Origin of the sequence: Actinomyces gaoshouyii, assembly GCF_002072175.1 — a bacterium.
Taxonomy (GTDB): domain Bacteria; phylum Actinomycetota; class Actinomycetes; order Actinomycetales; family Actinomycetaceae; genus Actinomyces; species Actinomyces gaoshouyii.
Window position 1 is genome coordinate 374,361 of record NZ_MVIV01000002.1, and the last position, 24,382, is coordinate 398,742.

Genomic DNA, 24,382 nt, shown 5'->3' on the forward strand with positions numbered 1-24,382 from the left:
CGCGATCTGCTCAGGAGGCCGGCTCAGGCGGCCTCGGCGATCGGAGTCGGCTCCAGGACCGGCAGCCCGGTGGACCGCATGAGATCGGTGCCGATTGCGGCGAGCTGGGCGAAATCCTCGGTGCGCGAGGATGAGGCCCGGTGGACCAGGGCGATATGGCGCACCGGCGTGGGAGCGGCGAAGTGGGCCACGCCGTGGGCGTCCGCACTGCTGAGCATGCTCAGCGCGCCCTCGGGGATGACGGTGATGCCCACCCCGTGCGCCACCATCCGCATGACCGTCGACAGCGTCGTGGCCACCGCGATCGGGGGACGGTTGCCGTAGCGCTGGCACAGGGCGAGCGTCTGGTCGCGCAGGCAGTTGCCCTCGTCGAGGAGGAGGAGGTTCTCGTCATCGAGATTCTCGGGGGTGATGTCCTCGCGGCCCGCCCAGGGGTGGTCGGCGGCGGTGAGGATGATGAGCGGCTCATCGAACATCGGCACTGCGGTGATGCGGGGGGTGTCGGAGTCGACGGCGATGATGGCGGCATCGAGGCGGCCCTGGCCCAGCATGTCCAGGATGTCCCCGGTGACCATTTCGCGCATATCGGGCTGGAGCCGCGGGCGGTTCTCGCGCAGGCCGTCGAGCAGGACGGGCGCGGCATAGGGGGCGAGGGTCGGGATGATCCCCAGCCGTAGCGCCCCGGTCAGGGCCTCTCCCTGGTTCATGACGGCGTCGGAGAAGGCCTCCGCCGCGAGGACCGCCTCACGGGCGTAGGACAGCAGGGTCTCGCCGAGAGGGGTGACGAGCACGCGCCGCGTGGTGCGCTCGACGAGCTCCCCGCCCACACGCTTCTCCAGGGCGGTGATCGCCTGCGAGAGGCTGGGCTGGGAGACACCGAGGGTGGCAGCGGCCTCACCGAAGTGCTGGTGGTCGCACAGCGCGACGAAGGCGCGCAACTGCGAGAAGGAGGGCAGCGAGGAGGAGGGCATAGCGATTCCTGGGGTGAGGATGGGGGTGTGTATCGGGTCGGGAGGATGGAGGGATGCGGGATGCGCTCGTCCGCGCAGGGACGGGCCGCGTGAGGAGTCGGGCGGCCCAGGGCAGCCGCATTGGTCAGGTGAGCTCGCAGGTGGAGCCGCTATTGGCCTCACTATAGGCGCTTATCCAATGAATGCAGAAGTTTTCTAAGGAGCTCCGGAGTGTCTGCGTGATCAATGGTCATTGCGCGGGTGACCGCCACCGCTGCCGGCCCTCCGCCGCGCGCGGCCTCGACGGCGCGCCCCGGCCCGGCCGCTGGCTACACTCGGCCTCATGATCGATCTGCGCGAGCTCCGTGAGAACCCAGAGCCGTACCGCGCCAGCCAGCGCGCCCGCGGCGCCGACGTCGGCCTCGTCGAGCGCATCATCGCCGCTGACGAGTCCCGCCGTTGCCTCCTGGGCGCCTTCGAGGCCCTGCGGGCCGAGCAGAGGAGCGTGTCCAAGTCGATCGGCAAGGCCTCCCCGGGGGCCGAGCGCGATGCCGCTCTGGCCAGCGCCAAGGAGCTCGCCGAGCGGGTCAGGGCCGCCGAGGCCGCCGCGAATGGCGCCGCCGCCGAGCTCGACGATCTCGCCCGCCAGTTCCCTAACCTCATCGCCGGCGCCCCCACCGGGGGCGAGGAGGACTACGTCCTCCTGCGCCACGGGGGCGGCGAACCGCGCGACTTTGCTGCCGAGGGCTTCACCCCCGCCGACCATCTCGCCCTGGGCGAGGGCCTGGGCATCATCGACACGCGCCGCGGCGCGAAGGTCTCCGGCGCCCGCTTCTACTACCTCAAGGGCGCCGGCATGCGCCTGGAGCTCGCGCTCATGACCGCCGCCCTCGACCTGGCCGATCGCCACGGCTTCACCCCCATGACGACGCCGACCCTCGTATCTCCCGCCATCATGGGCGGTACCGGGTTCCTCGGCGCCCATAGCGACGAGATCTACTACCTCCCGGCGGATGACCTCTACCTGACCGGCACCTCCGAGGTGGCCCTGGCCGGCTACCACACCGATGAGATCCTCGACCTGACCGCCGGCCCCAAGCGCTACCTCGGCTGGTCCACCTGTTACCGGCGCGAGGCCGGCGCCGCCGGCAAGGACACCCGCGGCATCATCCGCGTCCACCAGTTCAACAAGGCCGAGATGTTCTCCTACTGCCGCCCCGAGGACGCCGAGGCGGAGCACGCCCGCCTCCTGGCCATGGAGGAGGAGATGTTGGCACTGGTCGGCCTGCCCTACCGGGTCATCGATACCGCCGCCGGGGACCTGGGCAGCTCGGCCGCCCGGAAGTTCGACTGCGAGGCCTGGCTGCCCACCCAGGAGCGCTGGATGGAGGTCACCTCCACCTCCAACTGCACCACCTTCCAGGCCCGGCGCCTGGGCATCCGCGAGCGGCGCGAGGGCGGCACCGCGCCGGTGGCCACGCTCAACGGCACCCTGGCCACCACCCGCTGGATGGTGGCGATCCTGGAGAACCAGCAGCGCGCCGACGGTGCCGTCGTCGTCCCCGAGGGCCTGCGCCCCTACATGGGCGGCCTCGAGGTCATCGAGCCCGTCGAGCGATGAGCCTGGACCGGTCGCGTCGCCCCGAGGCGGGGGCGGCAGAGGTGCCCGGCCCGGGTGAGCGGTGGGGGGCGGCCGATGAGGTGCGCCCCTCGGGCGCGCCGCTGACGGACTTCGACCCCGACTCCGCCCCGGCCCTCAGCCTCGGCGGAGCCACCCATTACCCGGGACCCGCCGGGGCCCGCCCCCTGGATGACGACGCCTACGCCCGCCTCGTCGCCAACCGGGCCGAGGCCATCGCCCCGATCCTCGACGCCGCGGGCCCGGCCGCCCAGGCCGGACCGGCTGGGACCGCCGCCCCGGGCGCCCCGGGCTTTTGCCCGGCCCTGGGACCCGGGCTCATCGTCGCCCTCGACGTCGATGGCACCATCCTCGACCGCGACGGGCGCGTCTCCGATCGCGTCCACGCCGCGCTGTCCCGTCTGGACGCCGCCGGCGCCCGGATCGTCGTGTCCACGGGGCGCAGCGTCAGCGCTTCGCTGCCGGTGGCCCGCCATATCGGCGTCCGCCACGGCTGGATGGTTTGCGCCAACGGCGCTCTCACGCTGCGCCTGGACCCCGGCCTGGAGCGCGGGCACGAGGTCGTCGACTCGGTGACCTTCGATCCCGCGCACGTCATCTCCACGTTGCGCCGGGCCATCCCGGAGGGCATCTTCGCCGTTGAGGTCCCCGATGAGGGCTTCCTCGTCACCCGGCTCTTCCCCGACGGCGAGCTCATCGAGGACCAGCGCGTCGTCAGCTACGAGGAGATTGTCTCCCGGCCGGTCAACCGCGTGGTGCTGCGCGCACCGGCCATGAGCCTGGAGGAGTTCAGCGGTCTCGTGCGCTCCACGGGCTCCTCGACCGTCGAGGAGTACTCGATCGGCTGGACCTCCTGGCTCGACGTCGCCCCCGAGGGAGTCTCGAAGGCGACGGCGCTCGCGGGCCTGGCCGCTCGTCTGGGCACCGACGCCTCCCAGGTGGTGGCCGTGGGGGACGGCACCAATGACATCGAGATGCTCCGCTGGGCGGGCCTCGGCGTGGCCATGGGCTCGGCTCCCGACTTCGTCAAGGCCAGCGCCGACATCATCACCGAGTCGGTCTGGCATGATGGATGTGCTGCGGTCCTCGATGCCCTCGTCGATCTTCTGACCACTTGATCCCTGCGGGCCGCCGAGAGAGAAGAGCCCTGATGAGCCCCGTCATCCGCCGTCCCAATCCCGTCCGGCGTGCCAGAGGCGCCGGCATCGTGACCGGCGCCGCCGGCTCCGGCGGTGGCCCGGTGCTTCCCCGCCCCTCGCGCCGAGCCATGGGGGCGGTGACGGCGCGCGCCCTGGTCGGCGCCGCTCTGGCCGGCTGCGCGCCCAAGGGCGTCAGCGGTGCTCAGGCCGGCGGTGCGCCCGGCTGCAAGGCGGATCCTGCGCTGCGGGGCACCTCCCTCACGCTCACCTCCCCGCTGACGGGCGTCGAGGCGCAGCGCCTGGAGGCCTCCCTGGAGGCCTTCACCACCTGCACCGGCATCAGCGTCGTCCACACCGGCTCCGACATGCTCGAGGAGGACCTGTGCGCCGGGCGCCACGGTGATCTCGCGATCGTCCCCCAGGCGAGTATCGTCTCCGAGCTCGTCTCCGATGGTCGGCTGGTGGCCCTGTCCAACCAGGTCGGGGCGAACGTGGAGCGCGGATGGGAGCGCACCTGGGGCGATGCCGGGACCTACAACGGCACGCTCTACGCCGCGCCCCTCATGGCCGCCGTGAAGTCCTTCATCTGGTACTCGCCGGCGGCCTTCTTCAGGGCCGGTTACAAGGTGCCCACCACCTGGGCAGAATTGGAGTCCCTCACGAAGAAGATGGCTGCGGGCCCGGGCGCCACGGCCAGAGCGACGGCGAGCGCGAGCGCCCTTCCGAGTGGTGAGGCCGCCGCGCAGGCCTCCCCGAGCGCCAGTCCCGGGGCCAGCGCCGAGCATCCGGTGCCCTGGTGCCTGCCGGTGGCCGACGGCCCCACGAGTGGCTGGACGGTCACGGACTGGCTGGAGGATGCGATCCTGGCCACCCAGGGCCCGGGCGCCTATGACGCCTGGGGGGCGCACAGGGTGCCGCTCAACGACTCCGCCGTCGTGCGCGCCCTGGACTCGGTGGCCTCCCTCGTCCTCGCCGACGGGCATGTGCTCGGCGGACGGGCGGGCGCCTCGGCCATGACCCTGGAGGATGCCGCCACCGCTCTGGCCGAGGGCCGCTGCTACATGGTCCACGCCTCGAGTTCCTTCGAGACCCTCCTGCCCGACGGCGGCGCCGACCTCGACGCCTTCCTCGTGCCCAGCGCCTCGGATGATGAGACTCCCGTCCTCGTGGGCGGCGACTACCTCGTCTCCTTCTCCGACGGCCCGGGTGCGCAGGCGCTGGCCGAGTACATGACCAGCGCCGAGTGGGCGCAGACGAGGGCCGCGCTCGGCGGGGTGGCCACCGCCAACCAGCGTGTGGACGCCTCTTCCATCAGTTCGCGCGTGGGGCGGCGGGCCACCGAGATGCTCCAGTCGCGTTACTCCCTCATCCGCATGGATGCCTCTGACGGCATGCCCCCCGAGGTCGGCGTGCACGCGCTGTGGAGGGCACTGGCCTCCTGGGCCGCGGGATCCTTGGACTCCGAGGCTGCCCTCGCCCAGGCGGAGAGGGCCTGGCCCACCAGGTGAGCCCATCGGGTGGGCTGGCCCCGCCGACTGGTAGCCTGCGCTGCATCAGGCATGGGCGGCGAGGGCGCTCCGCCGCGTCCGCTCCCGCCCATGCGCACTGGGGCGAGGAGGGCTCATGGGACTGGGATGGTTCGGCGCGCCGGAGCACAACCGTTGGCTCGCCGAGGAGATGCAGGCGCTCCTGCGCCACGGGCGGGCCGCGCGGGTGCCTGCGGGCTTCGGCTGGATCGGGCCCGACGGCGCCGTGGACGCCTCGCGCCCCGTTGAGCTGTGGATCACCGGCCGTATGACCTTCGCCTTCTCCCTGGGAACACTCCTGGGGGTCCCAGGCTGCCGCCGCTACGCCGATCATGGTGTACGGGCCCTGTCCCGCGCGCTGCGCGACCGCACCCACGGGGGCTGGTACTCCGCCGTCGGCCATGAGTTGGACGCCGAGGGTCATGGCGTTCCCACTCGGGAGGCGGCTCGCAAGGAGTGCTACCAGCACGCCTTCGTCATGCTCGCCGCCGCTGCGGCGACGGCCGCGAACCGCCCCGGCGCCCATGAACTGCTCGCCGAGGCCTGTCGCGTCGTCGAGGCGCACTGGTGGGACGAGTCCTACGGGATGCCGATCGAGTCCTACGCCGTGGACTGGAGTGATCCTGAGGATTACCGCGGGCTCAATGCGGCGATGCACACGGTCGAGGCCTTCCTGGCCACCGCCGATGTCACCGGGGATCCGGTGTGGCTGGAGCGTGCCGTCCAGATCATCGACTCTGCCGTCAATGTCCACGCCCGCGACCATGACTGGCGCCTCCCCGAGCACTACGACACCGCTTGGCGCCCGCGCCTGGACTATAACGAGGACGCCCCCGACCACCCCTTCCGCCCCTACGGGGCCACGCCCGGGCACGGCCTGGAATGGGCGCGCCTGACGGTCCAGGCCCGCGCCGCGCTCGTGGGCCGCCGCCTGTCCGCGCCCGACTGGATGCTCGACGCCGCCGAGTCGCTTTTCGACCGTGCCCGCGTGGATGCCTGGAGGGTCGACGGCGGGCCGGGCTTCGTCTACACCACGGACTTCGACGGTCGGCCCATCGTCCATGAGCGCATGCACTGGGTCGTTTGCGAGGGCATCTCCGCCGCCGCCGCGATCCGTCAAGCCCTGCTCGACGACGGCCGCGGCGAGATCGAGGTCGAGCTTTACGAGCACTGCTACCGCACGTGGCTGGACTACGCCGAGGAGTTCCTCATCGCCTCGCCCGGTGTGTGGTGGCACGAGCTCGACAGCTCCAATGCGCCGTCCGCGCGGACCTGGGACGGCCATCCGGATATCTACCACGCTCTCCAGGCGGTGCTCATGCCCCGGCTGCCGGTGTGGCCCTCGATGGCTCAGGCCATCGCCGAGGGCCGCCTCGACCGGCCCTCTTCGGCGCCGCCCGTCGAAGAGCATGGGAGGGGTTCGCGCCGTCGTGGGCTCTTCGGCCGTGGGTGAGGCGAGCCGGCGAGTGCCGTGAGCGCGGCGCCCTCCACGCAGTGACCGGCGTCCGACTGGCAACCGGCAGGGCACGATGCTGTAAGGTCGATCCTGCCCGGCGGTCGCGCCGGGCCAGGGAGGAATGACAGAGCGGCCGAATGTGGCGGTCTTGAAAACCGCTGTGCGCCTCGCGCACCGGGGGTTCGAATCCCTCTTCCTCCGCTGCGGCTGTCCGGCGCTCGCGCCTCGCTTTGCGGGGCCGGGACGCCCTGGGGTAGTCTCGCAGCGCGCTTCGCATCTGGAGACGTCGCATAGTGGCCTAGTGCGCCTCCCTGCTAAGGAGGTTGGGGTGGAAGCCCCTCGGGGGTTCGAATCCCCCCGTCTCCGCCGGACTAGCCCCGGGATCGCTCTCCCGGGGCTTCTCTGCGCTTGGTGGAGGGTGAGGGGCTTTCGCCCGGATGGAGCGTCAGGCCCGCCGCGCGGTGGCAACCCTGCCGCGCGTCCACAAGCGCAGTGCGCGGCGGCAACCGGGGGAGGACGGGCCCGGCCCACCCTCTCGCCTCATCCGGGCGGCCCATCCGAATGGCCTGGGATGGAGGATCATGGAGGATCGAGGTGTCTTGAGCGCCGATGGGCCGTTGAGGCACCGCCTGGCCGTCAGGAGCATCGCGGGGAGCGCTGCCCTGGACGGCTGCCTTGAGCGCCACGGCGTCGGGCTTCGAGCGCCTGCTGGATTTCCCAGGCGGTTCACAGTGAAGTCGAGGGTGTGCTCCCAGGTCCGCGGAGTTATATGGATGTCACCGCCGGGCGGAACGGATCGGGAGGGTTGGGGAGCCCGTTGATCGGTTCGGGCCGAGGCTGGTGCAGGTCTTAGGGAGCCTGCTCCAAGCGCTCCGGTGAAGGAGGCCGGCTCCTCCCTTGTCATGGGAACCGGGGGAGTTGAGCGGCCTCACGAACGAAGGGCCCGTGGGCCCGGGTGACACCCGGGCCCACGGGCCCTGATCGTTCCCGGAATACTTCTGACCGGCCGTGATGCTGACGAAGATCAACGACGGGGAGTCGCTTGGGGCGCATAGCCTGCTTCATGACCGTCGGGAGCAAGGGAGCGCCGGCACCACGGGCAGGAATGGAGAGGAAGGGCGGAGCGGATGCTGGACCGCGGGAGCGCTCTGAAGGCGGCCCTGATCGCCGGCTCCCATCCAGAGGATCAGGCGCACCCGGCCGGAGAGCTCTGCGCGGATGGGGAGCATCGCCATCGGGCTCTGGCGGGCCTACCGTGAGCCCAGCCCTGTGCCGCGCCTCACGGTCGGGCGATTTGGCGAGCCCAGGGGCTCGGCGTAAAGTCCTGCCTGTCGAAAACGACATGCGCCAGTAGCTCAACGGATAGAGCAGCTGACTACGGATCAGCAGGTTGGGGGTTCGAATCCCTTCTGGCGCACCAGCACCCCGTCATCGGCTGGATCGACAGTCGGAGTCGGGGTGTTTTCAATGCTCGGGAGGCCGAGTCCGGCCGACAGGCGCGGTCATGAACAACCCGAATCATGTTCTGACGAGACTCACTGCCCAGTCGCGGTGTCGGCGGGGCAGGTGGTGCCCTCGGTCGGGAGGCTGCCGTCCAGGAGGGTTTCGTTGACCGCCTTCGTCGCGCAGGAATTCCTGCCGACTGCCCCGTGGATGGCCTCGTCGACGCTGATGAGGCGGCTGCCGGTGAGCTCGCGGCTCAGGGACTCCGACCAGGCGTACGGCGTCGTCGGGTCGTTCTTGTTGCCGATCACGAGGACCGGGCCGGTGGTCGGCGAGGAGAAGGCCTGGTGCTGTGGGGCGGAGGCGGAGCGGCCCCAGCCGTGGCAGATCGCGTCCATGTAGGCCTTCCGCCCGCTGTAGGCCAGTGGTGCGGCCTTCTTGGCGTTGGCGGCCTGGGCGTCCCAGCCCGTCGCGTCGCCGAGGTTGGGGTAATCGGCGCAGTGCACCGCGTAGGAGACGTACGTGGTGTTCCACAGCTTGGTGAGCCGCTGGTCCGCCGTCAGGGGCGGCCATGTCCGGTTGCCCTTGCGGCTGGAGGCCTGCAGGGCGGCGCGGTACGTGCTGTAGAGCTTCGTGGCGTTGCGCGAGCTCATCGCCTCGCTCAGGCCGGGGAGAGACTGCGCCCAGTAGATGTCGGAGTGCTTGGCGATGTAGAGGATCATCGAGCGGAGCTCGGCGGAGCGCAGGGTCGTCGTGGTCGTGTCCAGTGCGAGGGGCTGGGCGTCGGCGCTCTCGATGAAGCCGAGCAGTTGCGCCCGCCCCTCCTCCGGGGTGCCGGTCAGGGGGCAGCCGGGGGCTGACTGGCAGGCGGTGATGTACTCGAGTGCCCGCCTCTCCGTGGAGGCCATGTCCTCGGAGTGGACCTGGGCGCGGGTGAGCGACGGATCGAGGGCGGAGTCCAGGATCATCGTCCCGGTGCGCTGGGGGAAGGCCCGGATGTAGGCGGCGCCGAGATAGGTGCCGTAGGAGGCGCCCAGGAAGCTCAGCTTCTCGTCGCCGAGGACGGAGCGAATGACGTCCATGTCCCGGATGACCGTTTGGGAGTCCATGTGGTCGAGGAGCTCGGGGACCTGGGAGTTCTGGGCGCAGGCTTTGGCGAGAGCGGCGCCTTGGGCCTGGGCCTCGGCGGCCGTCGTCGGGTCGGTGGAGGTCTCGGCCGCTCCACCGGCGGCCGCGTCCAGATCTGGGGACTCGGCCCCGCCACCGGCCGCGCCTCCCACCTGGGCGGCTTCGTCCGGGACAGTCGTCTCTTTGCTCTCGGGGGTGGCCTCCTGTCCCTCGGAGACCTGCTCAGAGGCCTGATCGGAGGCGGTGGCGAGGTCGGCGGCGGTCCAGCAGGTCAGCGGCGTGGACTTCCCGACGCCGCGCGGGTCGAAGCCGACGATGTCATAGGCGTTGCGAACCCGCGGCGACAGGGAGTCGGAGATGATGGGGACGTAGTCGAGCCCGGAGGCCCCGGGGCCACCGGGGTTGATGACGAGGCTGCCCTTCTCGCCCTTGCCGTCGGCGGCGATCATCTTGCGCAGCGCAAGTGTGATCGTCTGCCCGCCGGGCTGCGAGTAGTCCAGCGGGACCGCGATCGTCGCGCACGTGGACGCGTCGCCCAGGTCGCAGTTCTCCCATGCGACCGACTGGGACAGGAATGCGCTCAGGTCCGCAGCCCCGGGGGCGGCGCTGGGCGCGGTGGCCGCGGTGGCCGACGGCGATGCGGAGGCGGTCGGGCTGGCCGCAGCGGTGGTGCTGGTAGCGGGATCCGTCGCGGGTGCGACCGCTGCGCTCGATGCGGGTGCTACTGCGGCGGAGCTGGAGGAGGCCGCCGGTGCTGCCGGGCCGGGGGCACCGGGACCAGTGGCCCCCGGGCCGCCGGGGAGGCAGGCGGTGAGACCGAGCGACAGGGAAGCCGCTGAGAGAATGGCCAGGAGCGTGCGGTGACGTGCGCGAACCAGGGATCCCATAGGGGAAGCCTCAATCTCCTCTCATGCTTCGTGCATCCTCCTTAAGGATGAGGGTAAGGGTCTCTCATCTCGATGTTTGGGGTTCCTAGGGACGCTGGAGCGATGCATCGGCCGATTCGCCGCAGGACGACGGTCGTCCCCGCCGCGACTCGGTTAAGCTCTGGAGGTGAAGTTCCTCAACGGGCTGGACCCGTCCTTCGACCTGACCTACGACGACGTCTTCATGGTGCCCTCGCGGTCCTCCGTGGGCTCGCGCATGGGTGTGGACCTCACCACTGACGACGGCACCGGCACGACGATCCCGCTCGTCGTGGCCAATATGACAGCCGTCGCCGGCAAGCGCATGGCCGAGACCGTGGCCCGTCGCGGCGGGCTGACGATCATTCCGCAGGACATCCCCGTCGACGTCGTCATGGACACGGTCGCCCAGGTCAAGGCCTCCCACCTGGTCTACGACACCCCCGTCACCGTCAAGCCCCACCACACCTGCGGCTACGCCATGGGCCTCATCCCCAAGCGCTCCCACGGCGCCGCCGTCGTCGTCGACCCGGAGACCGATCGGCCCGTGGGCATCGTGGATCTCTCCGACGCCTCCGACGTCGACCGCTTCACCCAGGTGCGCGCCGTCATGTCCACCGAGCTCGTCACCCTTCCCGAGGGCATCGACGCCCGCGAGGCCTTCAACCGCCTCAAGGCCGCCCGACGCCGCATGGCGCCCGTGGTCGACGCCGAGGGCCGCCTCGTCGGCGTCCTCACCCGCGCCGGGGCCGTGCGCTCCACGATCTACCGCCCCGCCGTCGATGTCGCGGGCCGCCTGCGCATCGGCGCCGCCATCGGCATGAACGGGGATCCCGCCGGGCGCGCCGCCGAGCTCGTCGAGGCCGGGGTGGATGTCATCGTCGTCGACACCGCCCACGGCCACCAGGACCGGATGCTCGACGCCGTCGCCTCCGTGCGCGCGGCCCTGCCCGAGGGGGCGCCGATCGCCGCCGGGAACGTCGTGACCGCTGCCGGCGTGCGCGACCTCGCCGCCGCCGGCGCCTCCATCATCAAGGTCGGGGTCGGCCCGGGCGCCATGTGCACCACCCGCATGCAGACCGGCGTGGGCCGGCCCCAGTTCTCCGCCGTCCTGGAGTGCTCGCAGGCCGCCCGCGACCTCGGGGCCTCCGTCTGGGCCGACGGCGGCGTGCGCCACCCCCGCGACGTCGCCCTCGCGCTCGCCGCCGGGGCCTCCAACGTCATGATCGGCTCCTGGTTCGCCGGCACCCACGAGTCTCCGGGCGACGCCCAGATCGACGCCGACGGGCGCGCCTACAAGGAGTCCTTCGGCATGGCCTCCACACGCGCGGTCCTCGGGCGCACCGAGGGGGAGAACGCCTTCGACCGGGCCCGCAAGGCCCTGTTCGAGGAGGGCATCAGCGGCGGACGCATGTACATCGACCCGGCCCGCCCCGGCGTCGAGGACCTCATCGACCAGATCATCTCTGGCGTGCGCTCCTCCTTCACCTACGCGGGTGCCGCCTCCATCGCCGAGTTCCGCGAGCGGGCGATCGTCGGCCTGCAGTCCGCCTCCGGCTACCGCGAGGGCGCCCCCGTCCCCGTCTCATGGTGAACATGCGGGTCAAGCCGCCATACTCCGAGTAACCGAGTAACTCAGTTACTCATGCACAGGTGGGCAGCCCGCATGAGTATGGGAGGGACGAGCGCGCGGACGATTCTCGGAGCAGAGCCGCGAGGCGGCCGGCGCGAGGCGCCGTGAATGCTCAGAACGCTCACCTGGACCCGGCCTCGAGGGCCTGGAGGAGGTCCGCGGTGAGATCCGCGGCGTCCTCGATGCCCACGCTCAGGCGCAGGAGGCGGTCGGACAGCCCGTAGGCGGCCCGCCGCTCCGGCGGGACATCGGCGTGGGTTTGCGCACTCGGGTTGGTCACGAGGGACTCCACGCCCCCGAGGGACTCGGCGAAGGTGAAGACCCTCAGGGCGGCGAGCATCGCCGCGATATCCACGCTCTCGGCCACCTCGAAGGACACCATCCCGCTGCGTCCCGGGTAGAGCACCCGATCCACCAGCGGGCTCGGATCGAGGGCCGCGGCGACGGCGCGCGCGTTGGCCTCATGCCGGTCCATGCGCACCCCCAGCGTCTTCAGGCCCCGCAGCAGCAGGAAGCAGTCGAAGGGGGACAGCGTCGCGCCGGTCGTGTTGAGCCGGTACTGGATGCGCTCGCCCGCCGTCTCGTCGGCGACGACGATCGCTCCGGCCATGACGTCGTTGTGCCCGCTCAAATACTTCGTTGCCGAGTACAGGACGATGTCGGCGCCGAGTTCCAGCGGTCGGCACAGGTACGGGGTGAGGAAGGTGTTGTCGACGGCGAACAGCGCCCCCGCGCTATGGGCCAGCCGGGCTGCGGTGGCCAGGTCGATGAGCGCCATCATCGGATTGGTCGGCGATTCCACGAGGACGAGCGAGGCGGGCCGGTCCGGCCCCAGGGCCTCGCGCAGGCCCTCGTCTCCCAGGACGAAGTCGACCTCGTAGGCGCCCTCTGAGGCGAGTACCTCCAGGAGCCGGTAGCTGCCGCCGTAGAGGTCCTCCAGCGCCACGATCCTCGAGCCGGCCGGGACCAGCGCGCGGATCGCCAACTCGATCGCCGCCATCCCCGAGGATAGGGCGAATCCGGCCGCTCCGCCGTCGAGCCTGGCCAGGGCGTCTTGGACGACGTCGCGGGTGGGGGAGGCGGTGCGCGTGTAGTCGTAACCGGTGGACTCGCCCAGGCCCGGGTGCCCGAAGGCCGTGGACAGGTGTATCGGCGTCGTGATCGCGCCGGTGAGCGGGTCGGTGCGGGTGCCTGCCTGTGCGAGCAGCGTGCTGATCCGCAGGGAGGGGCCGGTCCCGCGGGGACAGGCGGTGTCGACGTCCCACGTGGGATGGCGGTGGACCGGCGAGGTGCGGGCGGGGGAATGGGACGGGTCGGGGGTCCTGGTGCGGTCGGTGGTCGGAGTACTGGTCATGGTGGATCCTGGGTGCGCTGGTGGGGGCGGGGATGAACGCGTCCCGCCTAGGCCGACGGGAGCGGAGTCGGCGGGCGCCGCGAGCAGCGACGACCTCGGACTCTGACCGTGATTGGGAGACAGCGACGGCTGGCGCTGTCAGCGCATCCGCATTCGGCGCATGCCGTGGGCGCGGGGCATGCTCATCGAGGCCGTCATGGGACGGACGGTAATGCCACCACCGGCCGCTCGGTCAAGTGCCGCCCGGCATCTGGGCCGGACCTGATCCGCGGCGATGCCGTGCGATCTGTCTCATCCTTCACATAGTGCTCACACAGCGCGGTACTCTTGCCCTGGTCAGGGTCGCTCAGGCGTGTCTCGGGCCGGCTTCCCCACTCCCGCTCATAGCCGAATCCCCTCGCTCCCCGAAGGAGAAGCCTGTGCGATTCCCGTCCTTCGCGCGCCTGCACACCGCCATGGGAGCCGCCGCGCTCTCGCTGCTGCTCGTCGTCCCCCAGGCGCTCTTGGCTCGGGCCGCCGCAGCGCCCCCGGCTCCCCCGATCCTCCAGCGGGCCGTCGGTGAGGCCGTCGGCCAGGCGCAGGCCGGTACCGCGGAGCGGGTCCGGGTCGTCGTCATGCTCAAGGACCAGCCCTCCTCGCCGTCGTCGGCAGCGGAGTCGGTCAATCTCGCCGCGCAGGACTCGCTCATCGCCGCCTGGAGTAGTGCCTACGGCCTGCAGGTCGATGACCGATTCGGCTACCTCGTCAACGGCATGACCGCCACCATGCCCGCGGATAGGGTCACCGCGCTCGCCCTCGACCCCGCCGTGGCATCGGTGCGCAAGGAGCGCGTCTACTACCCGAGCGAGTACTCGGCGCGCAATGAGGAGGGCGTCCCCGCGGCCCTGGCCGGCTATGGCGCCGACGGCACCGGCACGGTCATCTCCATCATCGACTACGGCATCGACCCCTCCCACCCCGACCTGCGCCTCGATGACTGCGGCGCCGCCAAGATCAAGGAAGTCAACCCCTCCGGAGGGCACTTCACCTGCAAAGTCCCCAACGGGTACAACTACGCCGACGAGTCCTTCGAGATCCGCGACCTCACCGGCTCCCAGCACGGCCAGCACGTGGCCGGCATCGCCGCCGCCAATGGCTCCCAGGGCAGCGAGCCGGACTTCGCGGCCTCGGGGCGCATCGACGGCGTCGCCCCCAACGCCCAGCTGCTGGCCATGAAGGTCTTCTCCAATGACCCGGCCAAGGCGGGCCAGGCCCGCGACGGGGACATCATCGCCGCGATCGAGGACTCGGTGAAGATGGGCGCCGATGTCATCAACCTCTCCCTGGGCGGCCCCAATGGCGTGCCGGACTCCTCCGACGGCGCCAGGGCGGCCATCGAGCAGGCCCGCCGGGCGGGGGTCCTGACCGTCGCCGCCGCCGGTAACGATGGCCTCAACTTCTCCATCGCACAGGGCCCGGATGACGCGCTGGGCCGCTTCGACGACGGGACCGTGGCCAGCCCCGGCGTCCAGGGATCGGCGCTCACCGTCGCCTCCCTGAACAACTCCCAGTTCACGATTCCCAGCGGGTCTCTTGGCGAGGGCGAGAACGCCATCCCCTTCGACTACGCGCGGCTCGGCGGTGCCGCGCCGAGCACGGCATCGCGGGTGGTCGATGCGGGGCTCGGGCGCGCCCAGGACTACGCGGACGGGGCCGACCTCTCCGGAGCGATCGTGCTGGTCGAGCACGGGGAGAACCCCTTCACGGACAAGCTCGCCAACGCGCAGGCCCGCGGGGCCGCGGGCGTGCTCCTCTTCAACCCCCAGGCGGGTCAGGGCCGGCCCATCAACCCGGCCGGCGCCGAAGCCTACCCCCTGTTCTCCGCGATCATCCCACCCGACCGGGCGCAGGCGATCCGCCAGGCCCTCGCCGAGGACCCGGGCCGGAGGATCCGCTTCGACGGGCCGCCGACGTCGGCCCCCTACCCGGGAGGCACGGCCCCCTCGCCCTTCTCCTCCTGGGGCGCCACCCAGAACCTCGATTTCGAGCCGGAGATCGCTGGCATTGGCGGCGACGTCTACTCCACGGTCGGCTCCGCCGGCTACGCCACCATGGAGGGCAGCTCGATGGCGGCGCCGAACGTCTCGGCCATGGGGGCGCTCCTGCTCCACGACCTGGCCGTGCGCTACCCGCAGATCCAGGGCGCCGAGAGAATCGACCTGGTCAGGACCCTGCTCATGAACACGGCCCGCGTCCCCTCGGCGGCCGACGGCTCCCCAGCCGCTCCGCGCCAGGTGGGCGCCGGGCTGGCGCAGATCGACAAGGCCCTGGCCTCGCCCGTCAGCGCCACCGTCGACGGCGCTCCGTCGGTGGCGCTGCGCGAGGTGAACGCGCCCAGGGCCTTCACCATCACCCTGAAGAACCGTTCCGGCGCCGATGCCTCCTACACACTGCCCGCCCAGGAGGTGCTCACGGAGAGCAACGCCGCCGGTGCGCTGACCACCGTGTTCGTGTCCGCCACCGAGAGCCTGACGCCGTCGAGCACCGAGGTGACCGTGCCCGCGGGCGGCACAGCCACCGTGGATCTCACCCTCGCCCCGGACACTGCCTCCTCCCACTTCATCGAGGGCTGGGTCCGCCTCGTCTCCACCACGGGCGCGCCCGACCTCGTTGTCCCCTACATGGGATTCGTGGGCGACTGGAACGCCGAGTCCATCATCCAGCCCGAGGGCCGGACCTGGGGCATCGCCGGCGGCGCCACGGACACCACCGGTCTCATCGGGAGGGTTGACGCCTACACGGTCCCCGTCGCGGGGGCCGACGGCCAGCGCCGAGCGCTGTCGCCCAACGGCGACGGCAAGATGGACGCCGCCCTGCCCTCGCTCGTCATGATGCGCAACGCGCGGGACATCCACTACGAGGTCCTCGACACGGCGGGCAACCGGGTCGTCGATCTGGGCGATGAGCAGAACGTTCAACGCTTGACGGGCCGGATCTTCGCCAATCCCGCCTACAGCGGCAGCCTCGGCCACGCGGGAGCGGCCTTCGACGGCACCGCTTGGAACGCTCAGGCGGGCGCCTTCCGGGCGCTGCCCGACGGGCAGTACACATACCGGGTCTCCGCGCGCCTCAGCGAGGACTACGGCTGGCAGAACGTCGACCTCCCCCTGACGATCGACACCACCGCGCCCACCGTCACGATCCTGGGCAAGAGCGAATCCTCGGTGCGCTTCACCGTGGAGGACTCCGGCTCCGGGATTATGGGCGAGCCCATGGTGGTCCTGGCCGACGGCACGACCGCGCCCGTGGCAGAGCAGGCGGACGGCTCCTGGACGGCCACGCTCGCTGGCACCACGCCGTACGCGACGATCAGCGCGATCGACGCCGGCTTCAACGTCACCGAGAAGCATGTGATCTACGCCTCCTCCGGGATGTTCGTCGCCGTCGATGGCCACCTGGGCTCCGCCAGCGTCATCCTCGGCGCCGACCAGACCCGCGACATCCCCATCACCGGCTTCGTCACCCCCGACATCACGCGGGTGACCGTCGATGGCGCCGACGCCCCCCTCACGGGCGGTGAGTTCGCCGCCACCCTGGCCGGCAACCACCCCGCCGGCACGGTCATGGTGCGCGGCTACGGCGCCGACGGGGCCCTCATCGACGAGTTCGCCGTCGCCGTCATCCGCGACACGACCCCGCCCACCGTCACCCTCACCGGGGGCGTCGATGAGGCCGGACAGGTGATCGCCGGCGCCGACGGCGCGATCAGCCTGACCGGCGCCGTCTCCGACGACCGCGCCGAGCCGGCGGATATGACCCTGACCATCAATGGTCAGGGCGTGACGATCAAGGAGGACGGCACCTTCAGCCTCGCCACGACCCTCGACCCCTCCACGACCTCCCTCGGCATCGCGCTCAACGATGGGGCCAACACCTCCGCACTCACCGTCCCGGTCGCCGGCCGGGCGCAGGCGCCCGAGGTCGCCGCCATCAGCCTGACCAACGGCGAGTGCTACCGGAACATGATCTGCGAGGTCTCCTCCGGCTCGCCCGATCGCGGCGCCGACGGCGCCTTCACCCTGCGCGGCACCACTAGCGGGGGCGTGGTGAGCCTCGAGCTCACACCCGGCTCGCGCGCGGGGGATGACGGCGTGATCGGCGAGAACGCGCCCATCGCAGCGACCGTGGCGGCGGACGGTTCCTTCACCGCGCCCGTGCCTGCGCCGTCGGGTCTCACCCAGTACCGGGTGGTGGCCCGCGATGCGGCGGGAATGATCCTCACCGAGGGCGTCGTCAGCCTGTACGTGGATGTGATGCCCCCGTCAGCCGACTTCACCGAGCCGCCCCTCCACGGTGGCGAGCTCTACACCAACCAGGACTCGGTGGCCTTCACGGGCACCGTCTCCGACGACCAGTGGGGCTACAGCCTGCGCCTCAACAACGAGGTCGCGGCGGACTTCTTCCGCCGGACCAACCCCGGAGCGAACGTGAATGCGCAGGACTTCTCCGAGTCCCTCGCCGTCAAGGACGGTGACACGCTGTACGTCGGGGCGGTGGACAGTCTGGGCAACTCGCTTGAGGCCCGCATCCCCGTTCATGTGGACAAGGAGGCCCCCGGCGCCGCCCTCGACGCCAAGGATGGCGAGGTCATCCGCGACAAGCACGAGCTGACCGCCACCGCTACCGACCCCAATATGGCCGGCCTGTCGGTGAGTGTGGACGGCAAGGAGGTGGACTCGGTGTCCACATCCCGCGCCAAGCGGCGCACCGACGTCGAGGACGTCCTCGCACCGGCGGGCCGGGCGGCGGGCGGCGATGATGGCGGTGCGGCCCCTGGGGGGCCGGGCGGGCTCTTCGCCGAGCAGACCGGCTCGGTGGACGCGGGTGCCCTCAATATCGCCGTGCCCACGGCCGACATGGCGGCCGGGACCCACGTCATCACCATGACGGCCACGGATCTCGCCGGCAATACGACCACGCTGTCCAGGGCTGTGGTCGTTGATGCCGACGCCGTCATCAACGGGCCGGACTCGGCCACGGTGACCGTCGAGCCCGGAGGCCTCGCCGATCAGTCCGCCGTGGCAGCGAAGGTCCTCGCGCTCTACTCCGTGACTGACGACGGCTCGGCCACGGCCGCCGGTGACACCGCGCTGTCGCTGGCGCCGAGCACCGTGCTCGTGCCGGGGGAGAACACCGTGACCCTCGTGGCCACGGACGCCGCCGGCCGGATCGTGACCCGTCAGGTCACCATCACGATCTCCTCCCCGGAGCAGCCCTCGCCCGGGGGCGACGGTGGCAGCGGCGGCTCCGCTGGGACGGATGGTGCGACTGACGGCTCCGGGAGCACTGGCGCGCAAGGGACTGCGGATGGGCCGACCATCCGGCCCAGCCAGCCCGGTGAGCTGCCCGCCGTGCCTGTCCGGCCGGGCCAGGCGGTCGATGCCGGAGGCCGGTCCTCCGGGCGCCCCCCGATGAACGCGGGGGCCATGGCCAGCACCGGCGCCGACGCGGCGGCCGCACTGGGAATGGCGGCCGTGGCGCTCCTCGCCGGAGGGGCTGTCATCTGGCGCCGCCGTCGGAGCATGGAGCTGTCGGGCACTGCCGCTGAGTGAGACCCGGGCGCGCTGAGCGCTCACTGAGCAGGCGTCGCGAGCGGTTGGGGCCGCCGCCCTTGAGAGGACGGCGGCCCCAACCGTTCGCTCAGTCCTGATGAAGCGCGGCTATCGTGCAATTTCTGAAAAAATTTTCCTCATTGACACCTGTCGTGGTAGCATGTGTGCGTGCTGCTGACGTTCTCTGTCACCAACTTCCGATGCTTCACGGGCGAGGCCGTCCTCGATCTCGTCCGTCCGTCCCTGAAGACTCTCATGCCCGGGCGCGACTCCTCCTGGATCCGGGAGACCCAGCGAGCGGCCGTGATCTACGGCGCCAACGCCTCTGGTAAGTCCACGCTGCTCGACGCCCTCGAGGCGCTGCACCGGGCCATCGGCGGTGCGCGCGGAATCCTCTACCAGCCGGACAGGTTCAGGCCGGGCGCCTCGGAGCCCACCACCTACCGGCTCGAGTTCACCGCCGAGGGCAGGCGCTTCGCCTACACGGTGACAGCCGAGGTCTGGGGTATCTCGAGCGAGGAGCTGTGGGAGGTCGGCAGGCGGTGGAAGAAGGTCTTCGTCCGGCGTCAGCCGAGCGCGACTGCTCCTCTGGAGATCTTGGCGGGTCCATCCCTTCGCGGAGCCAATCGCGAGGTCAAGAACCTGACGAGTGCGGATGACCTCTTCCTGGGCGTGGCCTTCCACTACCGCCACGAGACGCTCTTCCCCCTGGTCAAGGAGCTGCGCACCACGTCCTTCGTCCACCATTCGGACGATGAGAGGCTCGCGCGGATCCGCTGGCTCACGATCCGGCTCGCAGATGATCCCCAGGCGTGGGGCGAGATCAGCGCCGCCCTCTCCCAGATGGCGGACTTGGGCATTCTCCGCATCGAGCTTGAGGAGCAGGAGATCCCCCCGAAAGTACTCGAGGAGATCCGCTCCCTCGCCGAGCGCCTCCAGGGTGAGGACGTCGGGCTTCCTGATGAGTTGCTTCGCCAGCTCCGTCACTCCCTGGTCTTCATCCATCGCGGCCCCGACGGCGCCGAATGCCGTCTAGGACTCGGCGCTCAGAGTGAGGGCACTCTCACCTGGCTCGCCACCGCCGGTCCGGCCATCCAGACCCTGCGTCAGGGCGGTGTGCTCGTCGTCGATGAGCTCGATGCGAGCCTCCACCCCCATCTCGCCTCCGCGCTCATTGAAATGTTCCAGGATCCGGATCTCAATACGACCGGCGCCCAGATCATCGCCACCACGCATGACGCGTCGCTGCTGGGCAACACGCCGACCCCCAGGCTCGAGGCCGCTGAGACGTGGTTCTGCGAGAAGGATGATGACGGCTCCTCAAGCATTTACTCGCTCGCTGATTTCACGGATCTTCGCCGGGCCAGCAACAAGGAGAAGCGCTACCTCGTGGGCGCTCTCGGCGGTGTTCCCAGGGTCGATCCCTCAGGCCTGCGCCGCCTCTTCGCAGTTATGGGGGACTGAGATGGGTCGAGGAAGGCCGTCTCGGAGGCGCGCGCCCCGCCAGCAGCGCCGAGCGATCCTGGTGGTGACGAACGGACAGCGGACCGAGCAGGCGTACTTGGAGCCTCTCAAAAAGAAAGTAGGGCGGTCGATCGCGCTCACGATCCGCTTCAGCAATCGTGATCCTCTGAGCCTCATCAAGGAACTCAGAAGACCGCGCTCCGACCTCGATTCCTTCGACGAGGCCTGGATCGTCGTCGATCATGACGGCGAGAATCGATCTGACTTCCTGCGAGCTTGCGGGAAGCTGAGCAAGAAGAGCCGCCCGGTCCACGGCGTCGTCTCAGTGCCCTGCTTCGAGGTGTGGCTCGCCGCGCACTACTGCCAGGTCCGCAACTACCAGGACCAACGTGACGCTCGGCGCCACTACGCGCAGATCGCTCATGTGCGCGAGGGGGAGAAGTCCCTTCCCAAGGACTTCCCGTGGGATGCCGTTGCGGAGGCCACCCAACGATGCCGGCTCGTGGGTATCCCCGAGCCGGAGCTGGACACGCAGGGTCCCTGCCCATCAACGACCATGCCCCACCTCATGCGCGGCCTCGGCCTCCTCTGAGGAGAACCGGTCTCGCTCCTATTTTCGACCGGTCTCGGCGAATGGGTTGGATCGGCAGGGGCGGGTCATGGGAGGGTGGGCCCATGAAGGACGCGAAGGGGCGTCGGCACACCGCGCCCAGTGCCCACCACGAGGCGCCGGTCAAGCACGGGGCCCCCGGGGCGGGGGAATCCCGCGCCTACTGGCTCGACACCACCACCCTTGCCTGGCCCGCGAGCCTCCTGCCCGCCGGCGTGCTCCCATCCGAGTTGGGCTCGACCGCTCGCCCGCCGGTCTCCTTCGACCTCATCGCCAGCCCGCGCGGCGGCACCGCGGTCGCGGATGGCCTGCTCAGCCTCGGCGACGGCGCCCTCGTCGTTCCTCTCGTCGTCGCCGGGATCATCGACGAGGTCCGTCCCGGGGCGCTCGCCACGCACCCGCCACTCGCCGGATACCTGGCTCTGAGCACGCAGGACGCCATCGCCGGGCCCCGATTGCCCGATGACGCCGTGGAGGCGGCGCTCACCGGTCAGCTGGCGATCGTGCAGCGCACGGTGGACTCCGACGCCGTCGGCCACTGGATCACCGCCTGCACCGGCGTTCAGATCTGGCCGATCCTCGACCTCCTCTACAGCGGCGCGGCCAGCCGCGACGGCTCCGCTCCCCTCGGTCCCACGTGGAGCAGCGGCGGCCGTCGCCAGGATGGGGAGGGCCCCGCCTTCGCGCTCTGGGCGCCCACCGCCGTCGAGGTCGCCCTCCTGAGCTGGGCCGCCGATGACCCCACCGGTTCCGTGCCCCTCATCGATGGCGAGCCCCTGCGCTCCCCCGCCCAGCGCCTGTCGGACGGTCGCTGGGAGGTGCCCGCGAGCCCTCGTATCAGCACGGGGGATCAGTACCTGTGGGAGGTCCGGGTCTACGTCCCCGCCACCGGGCGCATCGAGACGAACCTCGTCACCGACCCGTACTCCACCGCCCTGACGACGGACTCGCGCCGCAGCGTCGCCGTCGACCTCTCCGATCCGGCGCTCGCCCCCGCCGCCTGGGCGAACCAGGCCGCCCCCGTCGCGGGAAGCGAGCTCGGAGGAGACGCCGCCCGGGCCATCTACGAGCTCCACGTGCGTGACTTCTCCGCCGCGGACCCCACCTGCCCGGCCGAGTTGCGCGGGACCTACGCCGCCTTCAGCGCTGACAGCGCGGGAACCCGCAGCCTGCGCGAGCTCTCCGAGGCCGGCATCGACACGCTCCACCTCATGCCGACCTTCGATATCGCCTCCATCCCGGAGGACCGAGCCGCCCAGGCCGTCCCCGATATCCCCGACGGCATCCACCCAGCCTCGCGCCGCCCCCAGGCGGCGATCGCCGCCGTTGCCGACGACGACGCCTACAATTGGGGCTACGACCCCTACCATTGGGGTGTCCCCGAGGGCTCCTACGCGCGCGCCGGGCACCAGGATGGCGGAGCCCGGATCATCGAGATGCGAGAGATGATCGGCGCCCTGCACGCCATGGGCCTCCAGGTGGTGCTCGACCAGGTGTACAACCACACCGCGGCCAGCGGGCAGGACCCGCGCTCCGTGCTGGACCGAATCGTGCCCGGCTATTACCACCGCCTCGATGCCGCCGGCGCCATCGAGGACTCCACGTGCGCGAACAACATCGCGACCGAGCGGTCCATGGCGGAGCGCCTCATGATCGACATGTGCGTGCGGTGGGCGCGTGACTACCGGGCGGACGGCTTCCGATTCGACCTCATGGGGCACCACTCCGCGGCCACGATGCGCGGCGTGCGCGAGGCCCTGCGCGCGGAGGCCGCTGAGGTGAACGGCCACGACCCCTTCCTCTACGGGGAGGGCTGGAACTTCGGGGAGGTGCGGGACAACAGGCTCTTCGTCCAGGCCGTGCAGGGCCAGTTGACGGGGACCGGCATCGGCTGCTTCAACGACCGCCTGCGCGATGCCCTGCGCGGCGGGAGCGTCGCGGATTCCGACCCGAGGGAGATCCAGGGGCTCGGGACGGGCCTGGCGCAGGCGCCCTCGCCCTTCGACACTCGTCCCGCGGATATCCGGCGGGCGGATCTCGTCTGGCGCGGCGATCTCATCCGCATCGCCCTGGCGGGCAACCTGCGCGACGTGGCGCTGCACTCCGGCCATGGCCACTGGGCGCGGGGCGATGAGCTGCGCTACGGCACGGATCCGGCCGCATTCGCCTCAGAGCCGGTGGAGTCCATCAATTATGTGGACGCCCATGACGACGAGACCCTCTTCGACGTCCTCGCCTACAAGCTCGCCCCGGACGAGCCGATGGAGGCCCGCGCGCGCATGGCGGCGCTGTGCCTGGGCGTGGTCGCGCTCGGGCAGTCGCCGGCGTTCTGGGCGGCCGGCGCGGAGATGCTGCGCTCGAAGTCCCTGGATCGCGATTCCTACAACTCCGGGGACCACTTCAACGCCCTCGACTGGTCATGCGCGGACAACGGTTGGGGACGGGGCCTGCCCCCTGCCGAGCGCAACTTCGACCGGTGGCTCACGCAGGCCGGGCTGCTCACCCGCCCCGGGCTGCGGCCCACCGCCGAGCGCATCGCCGCGACCCGCGCCCAGTGCCTCGACTTCCTGCGGCTGCGGCGATCCACCCCGTTGCTGGCGCTGGGCAGCGCCGAGCTCATCCGGGAACGGGTCTCCTTCCCGGTCACCGGCGATCCTGGCGTCATCGTCATGGTGATCGACGACGGCGCCGGGCCCGCTGATCTCGACCCGACCCTCGACGGCCTCGCCGTGGTCATCAACGCGGGAGCCCGGGAATCAGTGGTGCGCCCGGGCTCCATGATGGGGCGCGGATTCATCCTCAGCCCGATCCAGGCCGCGGGTGCGGATGACGTCGTCAAGGGCACGGCCTTCAATCCGACCACGGGCGAGCTGGGCGTCCCCGCGCGCACGGTGGCGGTGCTCATCGAGCCCTGAGCGAGTGGGACGTCACTATCCTCCCGCCGGGGCGTCACCGCGTCACCGGTGGACGCCGGCGAGGCGCGCGCAAGGCATGGAGGAGCGGGGGAGCACAGGAAATAGCCCGGGCCCGTCTCGAGGAGACGGGCCCGGGCTCCGCACAGGAAGGTGAACGATATGGGGTGCGCCAGCTCAGCAGAGCCAGCCCATGAAGTAGGCGCAGCGGATGTGCCAGTAGGCCGGGGCGACGGCGTTGCCGGACCGGTCGAACTGGGAAGCGGCCTGAGGGGCCTTGGGGCTGGCCTCGGCGGCCGAGGCGGCCGGGGCGACAGCGGTGAGAAGAGAAGCGGCGAGGAGGGCGCCTGCCAGGGTGCGACGACGGGTCACGGTGATCTCCTATGTTGGGGTCAGGGAGCTCTGTAGTGGCTCCAGTCTTACGGGTTCATGGGACACCGCCATCGCCCCTAGGGTCAAGGGCTCTCATTCTTTTGTAGGACTGATTTGTCTCGGGAAGGTCCCGGAAGGATCCGCGCCGGGACCGAGTGGGAGGGTGAGTGTGAGGGTCCAGTGGTGGTCGGTGGTGGTGTGGGTGAGGGTTCCGTCGAGGGCTTGGGCGCGTTCGTGCAGTCCGATGAGTCCGAGTCCTG

At 70.9% G+C, this 24,382-nt stretch carries 13 protein-coding genes and 3 tRNA genes; 12 read left to right on the forward strand and 4 right to left on the reverse strand.

Annotated features, from left to right (window positions below):
* Positions 1 to 23 precede the first annotated feature (23 nt).
* Positions 24 to 971, reverse strand: coding sequence for a LysR substrate-binding domain-containing protein (locus B1H50_RS03370; protein WP_080462348.1), 948 nt, complete (start codon positions 969 to 971; stop codon positions 24 to 26).
* A 322-nt stretch (positions 972 to 1,293) separates the two neighbouring features.
* On the opposite strand from B1H50_RS03370, the gene serS reads away from it, so the two are divergent.
* The 7 genes from serS (at position 1,294) to B1H50_RS03405 (ending at position 8,130) form a co-directional block, all read left to right on the forward strand.
* A complete protein-coding gene (gene serS / locus B1H50_RS03375) occupies positions 1,294 to 2,571 on the forward strand; it encodes a serine--tRNA ligase (RefSeq protein ID WP_080462349.1) in 1,278 nt (425 codons plus the stop codon).
* The gene (locus tag B1H50_RS03380) at positions 2,568 to 3,707 is read left to right on the forward strand and encodes an HAD family hydrolase (RefSeq protein WP_080462350.1); all 1,140 of its coding nucleotides are present in this window, start codon (positions 2,568 to 2,570) and stop codon (positions 3,705 to 3,707) included. The genes serS and B1H50_RS03380 overlap by 4 nt, the downstream gene beginning before the upstream one ends.
* Positions 3,708 to 3,739: 32 nt before the next feature.
* A complete protein-coding gene (locus B1H50_RS03385) occupies positions 3,740 to 5,236 on the forward strand; it encodes an ABC transporter substrate-binding protein (RefSeq protein WP_158082818.1) in 1,497 nt (498 codons plus the stop codon).
* Between the two features lie 115 nt (positions 5,237 to 5,351).
* A complete protein-coding gene (locus B1H50_RS03390; protein ID WP_080462351.1) occupies positions 5,352 to 6,707 on the forward strand; it encodes an AGE family epimerase/isomerase in 1,356 nt (451 codons plus the stop codon).
* A gap of 118 nt (positions 6,708 to 6,825) precedes the next feature.
* Positions 6,826 to 6,911 (forward strand) — tRNA-Ser (locus tag B1H50_RS03395).
* A gap of 78 nt (positions 6,912 to 6,989) precedes the next feature.
* Positions 6,990 to 7,076, forward strand: a tRNA-Ser gene (locus B1H50_RS03400).
* Between the two features lie 978 nt (positions 7,077 to 8,054).
* Positions 8,055 to 8,130: transfer RNA gene (locus B1H50_RS03405), tRNA-Arg, on the forward strand.
* A gap of 115 nt (positions 8,131 to 8,245) precedes the next feature.
* Here the strand turns inward: B1H50_RS03405 and B1H50_RS03410 are convergent.
* Positions 8,246 to 10,168: an alpha/beta hydrolase gene (locus tag B1H50_RS03410; protein ID WP_080462352.1), complete on the reverse strand. Its 1,923-nt coding sequence runs from the start codon at positions 10,166 to 10,168 to the stop codon at positions 8,246 to 8,248.
* 166 nt (positions 10,169 to 10,334) lie between these two features.
* Here B1H50_RS03410 and B1H50_RS03415 point away from each other — a divergent pair, with 166 nt between their 5' ends.
* Positions 10,335 to 11,780 (forward strand): GuaB1 family IMP dehydrogenase-related protein, encoded by a 1,446-nt coding sequence (locus tag B1H50_RS03415; RefSeq protein ID WP_080462353.1) that lies wholly within the window; start codon positions 10,335 to 10,337, stop codon positions 11,778 to 11,780.
* 160 nt (positions 11,781 to 11,940) lie between these two features.
* Here the strand turns inward: B1H50_RS03415 and B1H50_RS03420 are convergent, their stop codons facing one another.
* On the reverse strand, positions 11,941 to 13,173 hold the full coding sequence (locus tag B1H50_RS03420) for a PLP-dependent transferase (protein WP_080462354.1): 1,233 nt from the start codon (positions 13,171 to 13,173) through the stop codon (positions 11,941 to 11,943).
* A gap of 419 nt (positions 13,174 to 13,592) precedes the next feature.
* On the opposite strand from B1H50_RS03420, the gene B1H50_RS03425 reads away from it, so the two are divergent.
* The 4 genes from B1H50_RS03425 (at position 13,593) to pulA (ending at position 23,753) form a co-directional block, all read left to right on the forward strand.
* The gene (locus B1H50_RS03425; RefSeq protein ID WP_080462355.1) at positions 13,593 to 18,764 is read left to right on the forward strand and encodes a S8 family serine peptidase; all 5,172 of its coding nucleotides are present in this window, start codon (positions 13,593 to 13,595) and stop codon (positions 18,762 to 18,764) included.
* Between the two features lie 168 nt (positions 18,765 to 18,932).
* The gene (locus tag B1H50_RS03430; protein WP_080462356.1) at positions 18,933 to 20,228 is read left to right on the forward strand and encodes an AAA family ATPase; all 1,296 of its coding nucleotides are present in this window, start codon (positions 18,933 to 18,935) and stop codon (positions 20,226 to 20,228) included.
* A 64-nt stretch (positions 20,229 to 20,292) separates the two neighbouring features.
* Positions 20,293 to 20,820: an RloB family protein gene (locus B1H50_RS03435; RefSeq protein ID WP_080462402.1), complete on the forward strand. Its 528-nt coding sequence runs from the start codon at positions 20,293 to 20,295 to the stop codon at positions 20,818 to 20,820.
* Positions 20,821 to 20,903: 83 nt separating this feature from the next.
* A complete protein-coding gene (gene pulA / locus B1H50_RS03440) occupies positions 20,904 to 23,753 on the forward strand; it encodes a pullulanase-type alpha-1,6-glucosidase (protein ID WP_080462357.1) in 2,850 nt (949 codons plus the stop codon).
* Positions 23,754 to 23,927: 174 nt separating this feature from the next.
* On the opposite strand, the gene B1H50_RS03445 is transcribed toward pulA, so the two are convergent.
* Positions 23,928 to 24,122: a hypothetical protein gene (locus B1H50_RS03445; protein WP_080462358.1), complete on the reverse strand. Its 195-nt coding sequence runs from the start codon at positions 24,120 to 24,122 to the stop codon at positions 23,928 to 23,930.
* Between the last annotated feature and the right edge of the window lie 260 nt (positions 24,123 to 24,382).